General features: G+C 38.2%; 14 protein-coding genes and 2 other annotated features. Of the genes, 10 read left to right on the top strand and 4 right to left on the bottom strand.

The window, feature by feature from the left end:
- Positions 1-14 precede the first annotated feature (14 nt).
- The 4 genes from C9J37_RS14090 (at position 15) to C9J37_RS14105 (ending at position 2,403) form a co-directional block, all read left to right on the top strand.
- Positions 15-653: a BMQ_0737 family morphogenetic spore coat protein gene (locus C9J37_RS14090; protein WP_025220765.1), complete on the top strand. Its 639-nt coding sequence runs from the start codon at positions 15-17 to the stop codon at positions 651-653.
- Positions 654-750: 97 nt separating this feature from the next.
- A complete protein-coding gene (locus tag C9J37_RS14095) occupies positions 751-1,326 on the top strand; it encodes a hypothetical protein (protein ID WP_107895848.1) in 576 nt (191 codons plus the stop codon).
- Positions 1,319-1,621 (top strand): hypothetical protein, encoded by a 303-nt coding sequence (locus C9J37_RS14100; RefSeq protein WP_107895849.1) that lies wholly within the window; start codon positions 1,319-1,321, stop codon positions 1,619-1,621. The genes C9J37_RS14095 and C9J37_RS14100 overlap by 8 nt, the downstream gene beginning before the upstream one ends.
- Positions 1,622-1,635: 14 nt before the next feature.
- Positions 1,636-2,403: a hypothetical protein gene (locus tag C9J37_RS14105; RefSeq protein WP_107895850.1), complete on the top strand. Its 768-nt coding sequence runs from the start codon at positions 1,636-1,638 to the stop codon at positions 2,401-2,403.
- A 258-nt stretch (positions 2,404-2,661) separates the two neighbouring features.
- Here the strand turns inward: C9J37_RS14105 and rpmG are convergent, their stop codons facing one another.
- Positions 2,662-2,811 (bottom strand): 50S ribosomal protein L33, encoded by a 150-nt coding sequence (gene rpmG / locus C9J37_RS14110; protein ID WP_004231780.1) that lies wholly within the window; start codon positions 2,809-2,811, stop codon positions 2,662-2,664.
- A 174-nt stretch (positions 2,812-2,985) separates the two neighbouring features.
- Between rpmG and C9J37_RS14115 the strand changes: the two genes are divergently transcribed.
- Positions 2,986-4,179 (top strand): GTP-binding protein, encoded by a 1,194-nt coding sequence (locus C9J37_RS14115; RefSeq protein WP_107895851.1) that lies wholly within the window; start codon positions 2,986-2,988, stop codon positions 4,177-4,179.
- 313 nt (positions 4,180-4,492) lie between these two features.
- Here the strand turns inward: C9J37_RS14115 and C9J37_RS14120 are convergent, their stop codons facing one another.
- Together C9J37_RS14120 and C9J37_RS14125 are read right to left on the bottom strand one after the other, a co-directional pair.
- A complete protein-coding gene (locus C9J37_RS14120; protein ID WP_107895852.1) occupies positions 4,493-5,035 on the bottom strand; it encodes an isoprenylcysteine carboxyl methyltransferase family protein in 543 nt (180 codons plus the stop codon).
- A 1-nt stretch (position 5,036) separates the two neighbouring features.
- Entirely contained in the window at positions 5,037-6,119 is a 1,083-nt protein-coding gene (locus C9J37_RS14125) for a type III polyketide synthase (RefSeq protein ID WP_107895853.1), read from the bottom strand.
- 380 nt (positions 6,120-6,499) lie between these two features.
- On the opposite strand from C9J37_RS14125, the gene rsgA reads away from it, so the two are divergent.
- From rsgA to metG, 4 genes are all read left to right on the top strand, one after another.
- Positions 6,500-7,570 carry a ribosome small subunit-dependent GTPase A gene (rsgA, locus tag C9J37_RS14130; protein WP_107895854.1) on the top strand — a complete coding sequence of 357 codons (1,071 nt, stop codon included), beginning with the start codon at positions 6,500-6,502 and terminating at the stop codon, positions 7,568-7,570.
- A 70-nt stretch (positions 7,571-7,640) separates the two neighbouring features.
- On the top strand, positions 7,641-8,066 hold the full coding sequence (gene fosM / locus C9J37_RS14135) for a FosM family fosfomycin resistance protein (RefSeq protein ID WP_107895855.1): 426 nt from the start codon (positions 7,641-7,643) through the stop codon (positions 8,064-8,066).
- A gap of 15 nt (positions 8,067-8,081) precedes the next feature.
- The gene (locus C9J37_RS14140) at positions 8,082-8,735 is read left to right on the top strand and encodes an HAD hydrolase-like protein (RefSeq protein ID WP_107895856.1); all 654 of its coding nucleotides are present in this window, start codon (positions 8,082-8,084) and stop codon (positions 8,733-8,735) included.
- 93 nt (positions 8,736-8,828) lie between these two features.
- Positions 8,829-9,089 (top strand) — a binding site (T-box leader).
- A 146-nt stretch (positions 9,090-9,235) separates the two neighbouring features.
- Positions 9,236-10,870, top strand: coding sequence for a methionine--tRNA ligase (gene metG, locus C9J37_RS14145; RefSeq protein WP_107895857.1), 1,635 nt, complete (start codon positions 9,236-9,238; stop codon positions 10,868-10,870).
- Positions 10,871-11,068: 198 nt separating this feature from the next.
- Here metG and C9J37_RS14150 read toward each other — a convergent pair whose 3' ends face one another.
- The gene (locus C9J37_RS14150; RefSeq protein WP_107895858.1) at positions 11,069-12,640 is read right to left on the bottom strand and encodes a 2-isopropylmalate synthase; all 1,572 of its coding nucleotides are present in this window, start codon (positions 12,638-12,640) and stop codon (positions 11,069-11,071) included.
- Positions 12,641-12,702: 62 nt separating this feature from the next.
- Positions 12,703-12,985, bottom strand: a binding site (T-box leader).
- Between the two features lie 199 nt (positions 12,986-13,184).
- Here C9J37_RS14150 and C9J37_RS14155 point away from each other — a divergent pair.
- Positions 13,185-13,940: an HAD-IIB family hydrolase gene (locus C9J37_RS14155; RefSeq protein WP_107895859.1), complete on the top strand. Its 756-nt coding sequence runs from the start codon at positions 13,185-13,187 to the stop codon at positions 13,938-13,940.
- The last annotated feature ends 40 nt before the right edge of the window (positions 13,941-13,980 follow it).

Genomic DNA, 13,980 nt, shown 5'->3' on the forward strand with positions numbered 1-13,980 from the left:
GAGGTGTCAAAAGGATGCAAGATAATATGCCATCCCAGGCGCGCGAACTAATTTGTATAAATGTCGATAAGGTATATGACTGGATTGTAAAGGAAATGTCATTTGATATTTCGCCAACAGGTGCCATTACTTTCCCTGGTATAACACCAACGACAGTTTTAACAGGTGCAACTGTTACGTGTAGAGTAACTCCGGCTGCGACAAACCCAATCGTGATTCTTAATCGTGAGAATCGCCAATTCTCTATTGATGGATCAACAGTTTGTCTGCAACACTTAAATATTCAAAAGAACTTCATTCTTACAATTGTAGTTACTTTACCAAATGGTACTGTGTTTACAAGCAGTGAGATTCCGGTATCACGTTGTGAACAAGTTACATTATGTGCACCTAAAGGAACAGATGTTGAAATTCTTTATACAGATTTAGATTGCTTCGTGTGCACAACAGGTACGCTTACTGCTGGTACTGGAACAATTACATTTTCTGCGTTAACAATTACAGTAGCAGTATGTCAAAGTATTCAATCTACGTTCCCAGTTACTGTAGAGTTCTTAGCAAACTACTGCGAACCAAGAGCAGATTTACCATTCTCATGCCCAACTGCGGTTCGTCCAAAACAATGTTCCGTTATTTTCCCAACAATGGGGTAATGGTGCTAACACATAAGAAGTTGTCATAACATAAAGAGAGGATTATCCTCTCTTTTTTATTTTGGTTACTTATTATATAGGCAAGGGGGCCCGAATTATGAGTATTCATCATGAGTCTGTGCAAGAAAAAATAAGGAAGCTGAAAGAACAAACAACATTATATGTCGATGAAATGAAAAGACTGGTAAAAGAGCTCGACCAGAAAAAGGAAGTAAGTAGCGTTAGTTATTTTACAACGTCACTTAATATTTCATATGATGCTGATCAAGAAAGCCTATGTCTTGGCTCTTATCATATTCGCAATATCGGTAATCAACCACTAACAAATCCGTATATTTGTATAAAGCTGCCTGATGATTCTCCTTTTTCATTTTCAGGAAGGTATGTTTATGAGCATTTTAATCAAAATTTAAAAGTTTCCGGTAGCTGGGAACGAATACATGATACTTCTAACAAAACAGAATTTTGGCTTAAACCAATAGGGAAACAAACAATTGAGCCAAATGAGACGATTTCATTTACTAATTTCCAAATTAAATGGTCCCATCATTTATCCTATGCAGGTACAATAACGGGATTTACATATTGTGATGAGCTACAAGACGGTGTCTTAGTAATAAATCCTATTAATCTTAATGGAATGAGCAGTGCAAAGGAGGGGCAAGATGAGTGAATTAGAGGAACAAAAATTAGAGGTAGGGCTTGAGCAAATCGTACGTCAATATATGAAGGATCGGCTGATAAATGTCTCAGACTTTAAACAGGAGGAAGATAATAGTTTTGCATTTCTAGAAAAAAGCACGTTGCAACTATTGCTTGCCTCCTTGCTATCCGGAGACAAGAGAGTACCAGTAGAGAATGGCAATGGGCAATTTGAATTGAGTATTGTAAAGCAGCTAGATGAAATGATTGAGGAAATGAAAGTGCAGTTTGAGGAAGTAATGGATCTTTTGAAAAAGCTATCGTGATAGGAGGTACTAACGTGGATAATCAAAGCGTTAAAAATAACGATCCTATACAGCTACAGCAAATGATTATTTTTTTAAGAGCAGAGCTTGCGAAATATAAAAATGAAATAAATCGACTTAGAGATAGCGATTATTATTCACTCGTACTAAGACTAGAGCGAGAAAATGTCCGACTGACAAGACAAAATAAAGAACTTTCAATGGATCGTATGAAGTTAAAGAGAACGTTTGAAAGGGAGTCAAAGGCCTATGAAGAAGATAGACAAAAAAGAGAGATTCAACGACAAAAACATATTGCCTCGATAGACCTACTATTAAAAGAAATAGAGCGCTTACGTACAGAAAATAAACAGTTACAGTATACAAGTAATCAGGCCCATCAGGATATAGCAGCAGATGATAAGCGTGCTATAGAGAATCTCGAAATACAGATAAGTACGTTTACGAAAGAACTCAATGCAAAAGTGAATTCGATAATGGATACTTTACAGCGAGATGACACAAATAATGTCCATGACTATTTAGTTAAAGAACTAGCAGAGAGAAACGATGAAATCCATAGATTGTCCATAGAGTTAATGGAAATAAAAAATAAAAAAGCAAGTACGGAAGCCGTATCGAATGAAAAAGCCCTATCCGAGTTAAACGCTAAGATTGAAAAAATAATAGCTCAATCGATTGATTTTGAAGAGCAGCTAGAAAAGAAAGTACGTATACTGGATGACTTAGAGCAACAATTAAACCAGCTCGTTATAGAAATCAATGCCAATCAATCGATGTAAAATAGGTGCTGGCATCATTTAAGCGGTTTATATGTGGAATCAGGATGGATGAATCCTCTTATGTAAAATCAAAAAATATAGGGGCTCACTAGTAGTTGATTATGGAGGACATAAAAGTGCTACTCAAAATGCTCAAATGGAAGCCGCAACTAACGTGAACAAGCGAGTTGCGGCTTATCGTGTGCCTGCGTACGAACATCATGGCACAGCCTTAAGTTATTTTTTTCTATAAATGTTACGCAAAATTAAGCGCTGTTATTATTTTGTTTCTCGGTGTAATGTAACACGCTTCAAACGGGGTGAATATTTCTTTAATTCCAGTCTTTCAGGATTATTTCGTTTGTTTTTAGTTGTAATGTAATTTTTATCGCCTGTTTCAGTGCAGGCTAAAGTAACTTGAACACGCATATTATCGACTCCTTTTAAATCGTAATTATTACGCTTTAGATAATATATTGTTTACATACTAATGTCAATGTTTTGCGTTACAAAAAGTTATGCATTGCATTTTTATATTTTTTATGATTAAATTACAAACTATAAATAGTAATCATTACGATTTAGATTGATGGAGGTTGTAAAATGACAAATAAAATTCCAGTGACTGTATTAAGTGGTTATTTAGGTTCGGGTAAAACGACGATAATGAATCATGTGTTACAAAATGAAAAAAACATGCGTGTAGCTGTTATTGTTAATGATATGAGTGAAATTAATATCGATGCAGAATTGATTGCAAATGGTAGCGGTATTTCTCGAACAGAGGAAAAATTCGTAGAGCTTTCGAATGGCTGTATTTGTTGCACATTACGTGAGGATTTACTACAAGAAGTAGAGCGTCTCGCAAAGCTAGGAAATATTGATTATATTTTAATTGAGTCGACAGGTATTAGTGAACCAATACCGGTTGCACAAACCTTTAGTTATTTAGACGAGGAGCTTGGTATTGATTTAACGAAGTTCTGCAAACTCGATACAATGGTAACTGTAGTTGATGCTAATCGTTTTTGGCATGATTTTCAGTCAGGTGAAAGTTTATTGGAGCGTAAGGAAGCAGTTGGTGAATTAGATGAACGCGATGTAGCAGATTTATTAATTGACCAGATTGAATTTTGTGATGTTTTAGTGCTGAACAAGTGTGATCTCGTAACGGAAGAGGAGCTTGAAAGACTAGAACGTATTTTGCATGCACTACAACCTGAGGCAAAGCTTATTCGTACCATTAATGGGGTAATAGAGCCAAGTGAAATTTTAAATACAGGGAGATTCGACTTTGAGAGAGTTTCAGAATCGGCAGGCTGGTTAAAAGAATTAGAACTCGGCCATGAAAATCATACACCGGAGACAGAGGAGTATGGCATTGCTTCATTCACTTATAAGCGTAAAATCCCTTTCCATCCAATGCGCTTTGTAGAGTGGTGTGATAACATGCCAGAATCAATTGTCCGTGCCAAAGGTATTATTTGGAGTGCGAGGCATCAAGATGTGGCATTATTACTGTCACAAGCAGGTTCGTCTGCGAAAATTGAGCCTGTTTCTTATTGGGTAGCAGCTTTACCTACAGCACAGCAACAGGATGTCTTTTTACAAAGCCCTGAGGTATTGGACGATTGGGATGAAGAATTCGGTGACCGTATGACACAGTTAGTCATTATAGGGATAGACTTAGATCAAGAAGAAATTACAAAAGAGCTTGATGCATGCCTTTTGACAACGAATGAGTTTGCGGAGCCTTGGGAACAGCTAGAGGATCCTTTTAATTGGGAGTGGAGTTAAAGAGGCTAAATAGTGGGTTGCCTGTTCAGCTTTTTTAATGATAGGAGTTAACGAGCTATAACGTTTAATCAAAGTGAAGGGTTGCTCGACTCCTGCGGGAACAGCGTGAGCCTTAAGACCCCGCACGTAGTGAAGCGGAGGAGGAGGCTTAAGCCACGCCCGCAAAAAAGCGAGCAACCCGTAACGGCAATCAACTTGCACATAGAAAATAACTAGGAGACTCGGCGCTTGCCTATGAAAAGCGCATTGTTCGGGCTCGCTGGATTTAGTAATAATGCATGGAATTACTGTAGGAGAAACTGGATCTACCACATTACTTTTGTGGTAGATCCTTTTTAAATACATGATTATAGTCAGTCGCATCTCGTAATGCCTTTTCTTCTATTGGGATTCTTACTGATAGCATTGTAATGTTTAAGAGCGTAAAGCAAAATGCTGTAAAATAAGCCTGAAACATAATAGGCAGTAGCAGAATTTCTAAACTAACAACGGCATAATTAGGGTGACGCATAAATGTATAGGGTCCCTTCCTGACAACTTCTGCACCTGGTAAAATTAAAATTTTCGTATTCCAAAAAGGTCCTAATGACCGGATACACCAAATACGTAAAGCTTGCACTAAGAGGAATAATATGAAAAGTAACGGAAATAAGGGCGATGGTCCAAAATTATTGGAAACAACTTCAACAATCAAAAATAGAAAAAAACTAACATGCATGGTAACCATATAGGAATAATGTGATTCACCTACTTCATAGGCACCTTTTGCAAGCATCCATTTTTCATGGCGTTTGGCTATAAAAACCTCTGTTAATCTTTGTAGAATAACAAGAATTAAAATAAAGTAAAATAGCATACTACTCCCTCCATTTAAGTAATACAACTTCCGCACAGAATCCAGGGCCGAGGGCGACAAGCAACCCAATATCATCTATCTGCCCCTCGTTTAACATAAATTGTTCGAGTACATATAATACGGTAGGCGAGGACATATTACCGTGATTGCGTAATATTTCCCGAGAAATGTCGGTCTTTTGTTGAGAAAGATATAGCGCATCCTCATAGGCTTTTAACACCTTTTTACCTCCAGGATGTGCAATAAAATGATCGAGCTGTTCGCTGAAAAGATGTTGTTCAACTAAAAATTGTTCAATGAAAGGGCCTAGCCAATTCGTAATAATCGCTGGAATACTTTTTTGGAAAACGACATGAAGCCCGTTATTTTTTATATTCCAGCCCATCACATTTTCTGAATCAGGCATCCACTTCGAGCCAGTTGTAACAATCGAAGGAACTGCTTTCTTCGTCTGTATTGCTGCATCGTCTCCGCAAACGAGTATGCAAGCTGCACCATCTGCGAATAAGGATGCACCGATTAAATTACTTTTTGAAAAATCGTTTTGTTGAAAGGTTAAGCTACAAAGTTCAACACATACAACAAGCACCTTTGCTTGAGGATGTGCTTTGCAATAATCATAGGCACGACTTATGCCAGCTGCTCCACCTGCACAACCTAACCCCCATAGAGGAATACGTTTTAATCGATCTGAAAAAGGTAGTTGATTCATAATTCTGGCATCGATGCTTGGTGTAGAAATGCCCGTGCTACTTACGAAAATAATGGCATCTATTTCGTTAGGAGAAATCGGTGCTTTTAAAAATGATTCATTTTGTAAACAAGCTTGAATGACTTCAACACTATATTGCGTTGCTAACGCTATATACAGATTGTTTCGCTCTTCGAAAGTATGCTCATTGCGGTGCCATTCGGCTGGTACACAGAAATGGCGAGTCTGGATGCCACCATTATCGAATACTTTTAAATAACGCTCTAATTTGGGGATTTTTTCGTAAAATAGTTCCTTTGTTAACGCCTCTGCATTCGCTTGCTGCAATGTGTAAGGTGGTTGATATGTACTAATCGAAATAATTTTTGACAATTCAACATCTCCTTCGTAAATAAGGGTCTTGTACATTATATGCAGATAGGGAGGGCATAAATGCTTCGATAGATCAATTTGACAATTTTGAAAAAATTAGATATATTGGAAATAACTAAATTGGAAGTAGGTGATGTGACATGATGAATAGAGCCGTTTTTAACGAACTGCATTTCGGTTTGTTCAATTTCACACGCCTAAAATATACAATTTGACCTTGCTTTGTAGAGTGAAATACTACTATGTGGCAATGGCTATTTGTGTATTCCCTTAAACGTGCCTGTGAAACTTTGTAACTGCCGAAATGCAGTTGCAAAGTTTTTTTATGTTTGTAACGCATTAGATGCGTAATGGATAGACACATTTAGGAGGAATAACAATTGAATTTAATAACTTTAGGTTTTTCAACATATTTTCAAGAGCAATTCACTGCATTTAAAGAGCAAACAAAGTTAGCAAATTGCGTACCTGCAAGGGTTGCTTTGGAGCATAAACATTCATACCGTGTGTTAGCTGAAGAAGGAGAATGGTTAGCGACAATCGCTGGGCATTTTGCGTATACATCGCTCGCTAGAGAAGACTATCCAGCAGTTGGGGATTGGGTATTAGTGGAGAAGATGGCGGGAGAAGAAAAGGCAATTATTCATAAATTATTTAACCGCAAGTCTGTTTTTTCTCGCAAGGTTGCAGGATTAGAAATAAAAGAACAAATTGTCGCGTCAAATGTTGATATCGTTCTTCTTGTCATGAGCTTAAATGCCGATTTTAATATTCGCCGTTTAGAACGCTATTTAGTAGCTGCTTGGGATTCAGGGGCTAAGCCGGTAGTTGTACTAACAAAGGCCGATTTATGTGAGGATATACCGAGCATGGTACGTGAGGTTGAGCATGTCGCATTTGGAGTAGATATTTTTGTTACTAGTGCACGTTCAGGTGAAGGTATAGAAGCTATTCGGATGCTCTTTACGGATGGGGTGACGGGTGCACTGCTCGGTTCATCGGGTGCGGGGAAATCTACCTTAATGAATGCATTAAATGGAGAAGAGCTTATGAAAGTTTCAGCTATACGGGAAGATGATGCTAAAGGTCGCCATACAACAACACATCGGGAATTAATTGTACTGCCGAGTGGCGGTTGCTTAATTGATACGCCAGGGATGCGTGAATTGCAATTATGGGATCAAAGTGAAAGTTTATCTTCTAGTTTCCGTGATATTGAAGAATTTGCGACTGCATGTCGTTACAGGGATTGTACTCATCATAAAGAGCCGCATTGCGCCGTACAGCAAGCCATTTTAGATGGAACGCTTGAACCATCACGCTTACAAAGCTATTTTAAATTGCAAAAAGAACTTGCTTTTATTGAGCGGAAAACGAATGTGCAAGCAAAACTGAATGAGCAACGTAAATGGAAGCAAATTGCGAAAGGGTTAAAGAAGGGAAAGAAATAGTAGAGAAACGTTAAGGAGCAACTTCGCAATGGCTGCGGAGTTGCTATCTGATTGTTCGAGGAGATGTAGTATGGCTATACAAAATATTAATCATTTTTTATTTTCTGTTTCAAATCTAGAGCAATCGATAGCATTTTACCAACATATTTTTGACGCGAAGCTTTTAGTGAAAGGGAGAAGCACAGCCTATTTTGATGTAAATGGGCTATGGCTTGCGTTAAATGAGGAAGCGGATATTCCGCGTAACGAAATTCATCAATCTTATACACATATTGCTTTCTCTATCGATGCAAAAGATTTTGATACTATCTATGAAAAGCTTGTACATTATAAAGTCAATATTTTAGAGGGTAGAGTAAGAGATGAGCAAGATAAACAATCCATCTATTTCACCGATCCCGATGGTCATAAATTTGAATTCCATACAGGTACTTTGCAGGATCGCTTAGAGTACTATAAAAAAGAAAAAACGCATATGGAGTTTTTCAATGATTAAAAAAGGAGTGTTAGTATGAAAAAAGCAATTATATTTGATATGGATGGCACGTTATTTCAAACAAATCTTATTTTGGAGCCGGCTCTTTCTGCGACATTCGATGTGCTACGTACCAAGGGGTTATGGCAGGGGGAGACACCCATTGCCCAATATCGTGAAATTATGGGGGTTGCATTGCCTGTTGTATGGGAAACATTATGCCCTATGCACACATTAGAGGTGCGTGAAGCTAGTAATGTTTTATTTCATGAAAAGCTTATCGAGCTAATACGAAACGACAAAGGAGCATTGTATCCAAATGCAGAGCAAACACTCGCTACTTTAGCAAACGACTATCATTTATACATAGCGAGCAACGGACAAAAGGAGTACTTGCAAGCAATCGTTGAAACATATAAGCTGAACCGTTTTATCGAAGGAACATATAGTATTCAATCTATTCCAAGTGGTCATAAATCTGATTTAGTAAGAAGTGTAATCGAAGCAAACGCCATTCAAGCTGGCACTGTTGTCGGAGATCGTTCGTCGGATATCCAAGCAGCACGAGATAATCAGCTATTTTCAATTGGTGTACGCTTTGATTTTGCTCAAGAATCCGAGTTACAAAAGGCACATATTGTGATAGATAATCTACAGGAAATACCATCTGCTCTAGCGACTATTTTATAAAAATGTTTCATTGTTCTTCATCCATCTATAACAAGCTCGTAATGTTTACGTTGCATTTCATAAGGGGAAAGAGTAAAATAGTGCCAAACTATAATAAAAGCGTTGAGAAGGAAAAGTAAATTGGACAAGCATTTAATAGAGAGCCTCTGTTGGTGGAAATGAGGTAAATGAACCCTTTTGAAAATGACCTTTGAGCTTCGTACCGAAAGCTTTTTGCGAGTAGATTACGACGAGGTGGGCACTCGTTACAACAGCGGCAGTATCTCTTATATAAATGCAAGACGTACTGATTAAGGCAAATAGTGTGAGCTATTTGTAAATATAGGTGGTAACACGGGTATACTCGTCCTAATCAGTCATGATTAGGGCGTTTTTTTTATCTTCAAAAAGCGTTAGATCCTAAAAATTAGGAGAAAAATTCTAATAAGCGCCGAATGAAGATAGGAAAACATGTTATCCGCATAACAAGAAATTTGGAAGATTGAGGGGAGTAACTTAAGATGACAATTGTAATTGGAGGAGCGTGGCCTTATGCGAATGGTTCATTGCATTTAGGGCATATCGCTGCATTATTACCAGGTGATATTTTGGCTAGATATTACCGACAAAAAGGTGAGCAAGTATTGTATGTTTCAGGAAGTGATTGTAATGGTACGCCGATTTCAATTCGAGCTGCACAGGAAAATACGACGACAGAAGCAATCGCAAACCATTATCATAACGAATTTACACAATGTTTTCATGACTTAGGATTTACGTATGATTTGTATACAAGAACGGATGCAAAGCACCACCATGATGCGGTACAGTCTATTTTTTTACAACTGCTAGCAAATAATTATTTATACAAAAAGAAGATTGAACAGGCCTATTGTGAAACGGATAAACAGTTTTTACCTGATCGCTTTGTAGAAGGTATTTGTCCAAATTGCGGAGCGAAGGCACGTGGAGATCAATGTGATAATTGTTCACAAATTTTAGATCCTCTCGAATTAATCGATAAGCGTTGCAAAATTTGTGGCAATGAGCCTGTTATCCGAGAAACAGAACATTTTTACTTTACTTTTAGTCAATTTCAAGGAAGACTTGAAACGTTTTTAGCTGAAGCCAAAGCAGATAAACGCTGGCGAGACAATGCACTAGGCTTAACTGAACGTTACTTAGCGGAAGGCGTACCAGATCGTGCTGTTACCCGTGATTTACCGAACGGAGTTGACGTACCCGTTCCAGGCTTTGAAGGAAAGAAAATTTATGTGTGGATTGAAGCGGTAGCAGGATATTTAACAGCTAGTATGGAATGGGCAAAACAACACAATAGAGCACTTGAAGATTTGTGGAATGAAGAAACCATTGCTTACTATGTGCATGGCAAAGATAATATTCCATTCCATACAGTTATTTGGCCAGCAATTTTGATGGGTATTGGGGCAAAAGCATTGCCAACACATATTGTCTCAAATGAATATTTAACATTGGAAAAACGAAAATTATCTACGAGTCAAAATTGGGCCGTGTGGGTGCCATATATTTTAAGTCGCTATGATGCAGATTCGATACGATATTTTTTAACAATGAATGCGCCGGAAAACCGAGATACTGATTTTTCTTGGCGAGAATTTATTTATAGTCATAATGGAGAATTGCTAGGCGCTTACGGCAACTTTGTCAATCGCACGTTGAAGTTTATTGAGAAGTCATTTGATGGTCAAGTGCCTCAGGTGGATGTCGATGGGTCTGTAAGGAAACAAACGATTCAATTGTTTAGTGATGTCGGTGTGGCGATTGAAGCGGGGCATTTTAAACAAGCGTTAGAGGAGATTTTTGCATATATTCGCGCAGCCAACCGCTATTTTGACGAACAGCAACCATGGTTACAAGTAAAGGACAATTTGGATGATTGCCATCAAACGCTCGCAACATGCGTTTATATGATTGCAAATTTAGGTCAAGTACTACAGCCATTTTTACCGTTCTCTACAGAGAAAATTCGGGACATGTTAGGCATAACCGAATTGCTGTGGCATGAGCAAGTAGAGCTACCTAAAAGGATTACCGAAGTAACACCGTTATTTGAACGGCTTGATGTAGGGCTAATTGAAGAAGAATACCAAAAGTTAGTTAATGACAGTCAATAAAATTGTTTGAGGACTGGAATTGTATGAGTGACTGGCACTGTACCTTCCGCGGGCACACGATAAGCCGCCATATCCTCGCTAATGCGAAGTTATGGCGGCTTATGTTCTGTGTGGATTCCGCTGGAGTCTCCATGGGTTTTTCCTTAAAACATATGTGAATTGTATGAGAATTGTATGAGTGCCTGACACCTAAACAATTTAGTTCGTAACGGGTGTTAAGTTCGCTACAACAATGCTGTTGATAGCATTGATATAAGCCATTGCACTTGCTTTTAAAATATCTGTATCTGCCGCTTTTGCAATATATTTCGTGCCTTCGTGTTCAATTGTAATTTTTACTTTACCAAGCGCTTCTTTACCACGAGATACGCTGTTAATATTGTATTCCACAAGTTTTACATCTATTTGTACAATATCTGCAATGGCAGAATACAAGGCGTCAATTGGGCCTGACCCGACTGCACTAGCTTTTAATACTTCGCCACCTTTGCGGATTTTTACACTAGCAGAAGGGAAGCTTGCATTGCTGACGACTTGTAAATCGACAATGTCAAAAAATTGTTCACTATAATGAGTCGCATTGGCATGATTTGCGTCATGCTTTTCATAATAACTTTCTACAATGACATATAAGTCGTGGTCGTAAACTTCTTTTTTGGCATCAGCTAATTTTAGGAAGCCGTCAAAGATACCTTCAAATTCTTCATTCGATAGATTTGAAAAGCCTAACTTCTCCAGTGCATTTTTTACTGCATGGCGCCCTGAACGAGCCGTTAAAACAAGTTCCATATCATCCAAACCTACATCTTCAGGATGGACAATTTCATAGGCATCGCGAGATTTAAGCAGACCATCTTGATGAATACCTGAAGAGTGGGCAAATGCATTGTCTCCAGTAATGGCTTTGTTCACTTGTACATCTAAGCCCATAAAGCTAGAAACAAGGCGTGATGTGTTCATAATTTCTTTTGTGTTAATGCGCGTAGTTGCATTGTAGATAGAGCTGCGTGTTTTCAATGCCATGACAACTTCTTCGAGTGCGGCATTTCCGGCACGTTCCCCGATACCATTGATTGTACATTCGACTTTGTCTGCCCCGTTTTTAATAGCAGCAAGTGTGTTAGCTGTTGCCATTCCAAGGTCATTGTGACAGTGTACACTTAGTAAAACACTGTCATTTAGATTTTTCATGCGGTCATTCAGCTTGTAAATCATAGCGCCAAATTCCTCAGGTTCAGCAAATCCAACAGTGTCCGGTACGTTAATCATCGTTGCGCCAGCCTTCATCACTGCCTCAATCGTTTTCCATAGGTATTCAAAATCTGAGCGAGAAGCATCCTCTGTTGAATACTGCACTTGTGGTAAAAGTGTTTTTGCATATTTCACAGCATCTACGCCAATTTGTAATATTTGATCTTTCGATTTACTGAATTTCTTTTCAACATGGATATCAGAAGTGCCAAGTACCATATGAATCATTGGATTTTCAGCATATTTTACAGCGTTGTACACCGAATCAATATCAGCCTGTACTGCTCGTGCTAAAGCTGTAATCATAATGTCATTCGTATTGCCGACCTTTTGTGCGACAGCTTTTACAGCATCAAAGTCACCTTGTGATGAAGCAGGGAAACCAGCTTCGATAATATCGACGCCTAATTTTTTGAGTTGCTGTGCAATCTCTACTTTTTCGTATAAGTTTAGTTTTGCCCCTGGCACTTGTTCGCCATCACGTAAAGTTGTATCAAACACCCAAATTTTTCTTCCCATTTTCAAACACTCCTTTTGTTGTAATTAATGAAAAAATAAAAAAACCCGCCTCTATATCAAAATATAGAGACGAGTTATTGCTCGCGGTACCACTCTAATTGACCTTTTCTTTCAAGAAAAAGTCCCCTTATCGACAGCTATCACTGTCTATCCCAATAACGGTGGAAACCGACATCCCTTACGTTGAAACCGGCATTTAACTTACTAAGCATCGTATGCCTTATTCGATGAGGTTCAGGGAGTAGCTCATGGATGAGTTCAAAATGTGTGTCTACCGATTTTCACCAACCACCGGCTCTCTACAAGTACACGAGCATTTCTACTACTTCCAATCTTTGCTTACAATGTGTTGTTGAGAGTTATAATACGTGGATATTTTCAGTATGTCAACAATATTCTAAAAATTATTTGTTTTCTGTTTTAAAGACGGAATGTACTAATAGGTTTTGAATCAGCGGATTTTCACACGCTATTTTTAACAAATAAAGGTATATTTTATGAGATAATATGGGGGATTTTATATACATCGAAAGTAGGTAAAACAATGAAATTTGTATTTGATTTAGATGGCACGATTTGTTTTAAAGGTCAGCCTTTGAGTGCTGGTATTATAGCTGCATTAGAGAGTTGTCTACAGAATGGACATGAAGTAATTTTTGCCTCTGCTCGTCCGATTCGAGATTTGTTACCAATATTGCCCGAGTCGATGCATAAATTTCCGATGGTTGGAGGTAATGGAGCATTTGTTGCAGTCAATGGGGCTATAAAAGAGATAGTAGCATTCGAGGGACAAATTGTTGAAGATATTAAGCATATTATAACGGCTTATCAATTAGCTTATTTAGTGGACGGTGATTGGGATTATGCCTTTACAGGTAGTGAGACACATCCAATCTATCAAAATTTAGATCCACTCAAGCTAGCAAAACAAGTGACATTGCAAGAGCTAAAGGACATCGTAAAAATTGTATTATTCCCTGGTGCACATCACTTAGAAATATTAGCGCAGCTACAAAAGCTACCGATTTCGATATATGAACATGCATCTGAAAACATAATAGATATAAGCCCAAGCGGAATTAATAAGTGGACAGGCTTGGAGAAATTAGGCGTAGAACAAAATCAGTTTATCGCCTTTGGCAATGATGCAAATGATGCCTCCATGTTTGTAAAAGCATTAGACAGTGTTTGTGTTGGAGCGCATGAAGTAGGCCAGCTTGCAACATTACAAGTGCCAAGTGAAGAAACAGCAGTAATTGAAATAATCCAAAGGTTAAATTGTTTGAGTGTCAGTCACTGACTTGGACACAAAAAAGCCGCAACAAACGGCGCGACAGCGA

It is taken from the genome of Lysinibacillus mangiferihumi, from assembly GCF_003049665.1.
Classification (GTDB): Bacteria; Bacillota; Bacilli; order Bacillales_A; family Planococcaceae; genus Lysinibacillus; species Lysinibacillus mangiferihumi.

Excerpts from the sequence above, each read along its gene's own strand:
- C9J37_RS14140 (WP_107895856.1), top strand. The coding sequence starts at position 8,082 with ATGAAAAAAGCAATTATATTTGATATGGATGGCACGTTATTTCAAACA.
- C9J37_RS14095 (WP_107895848.1), top strand. The coding sequence starts at position 751 with ATGAGTATTCATCATGAGTCTGTGCAAGAAAAAATAAGGAAGCTGAAA.
- rpmG (WP_004231780.1), bottom strand. The coding sequence starts at position 2,811 with ATGCGTGTTCAAGTTACTTTAGCCTGCACTGAAACAGGCGATAAAAAT.
- C9J37_RS14090 (WP_025220765.1), top strand. The coding sequence starts at position 15 with ATGCAAGATAATATGCCATCCCAGGCGCGCGAACTAATTTGTATAAAT.
- C9J37_RS14100 (WP_107895849.1), top strand. The coding sequence starts at position 1,319 with ATGAGTGAATTAGAGGAACAAAAATTAGAGGTAGGGCTTGAGCAAATC.
- metG (WP_107895857.1), top strand. The coding sequence starts at position 9,236 with ATGACAATTGTAATTGGAGGAGCGTGGCCTTATGCGAATGGTTCATTG.
- C9J37_RS14150 (WP_107895858.1), bottom strand. The coding sequence starts at position 12,640 with ATGGGAAGAAAAATTTGGGTGTTTGATACAACTTTACGTGATGGCGAA.
- C9J37_RS14115 (WP_107895851.1), top strand. The coding sequence starts at position 2,986 with ATGACAAATAAAATTCCAGTGACTGTATTAAGTGGTTATTTAGGTTCG.
- fosM (WP_107895855.1), top strand. The coding sequence starts at position 7,641 with ATGGCTATACAAAATATTAATCATTTTTTATTTTCTGTTTCAAATCTA.
- C9J37_RS14120 (WP_107895852.1), bottom strand. The coding sequence starts at position 5,035 with ATGCTATTTTACTTTATTTTAATTCTTGTTATTCTACAAAGATTAACA.
- C9J37_RS14155 (WP_107895859.1), top strand. The coding sequence starts at position 13,185 with ATGAAATTTGTATTTGATTTAGATGGCACGATTTGTTTTAAAGGTCAG.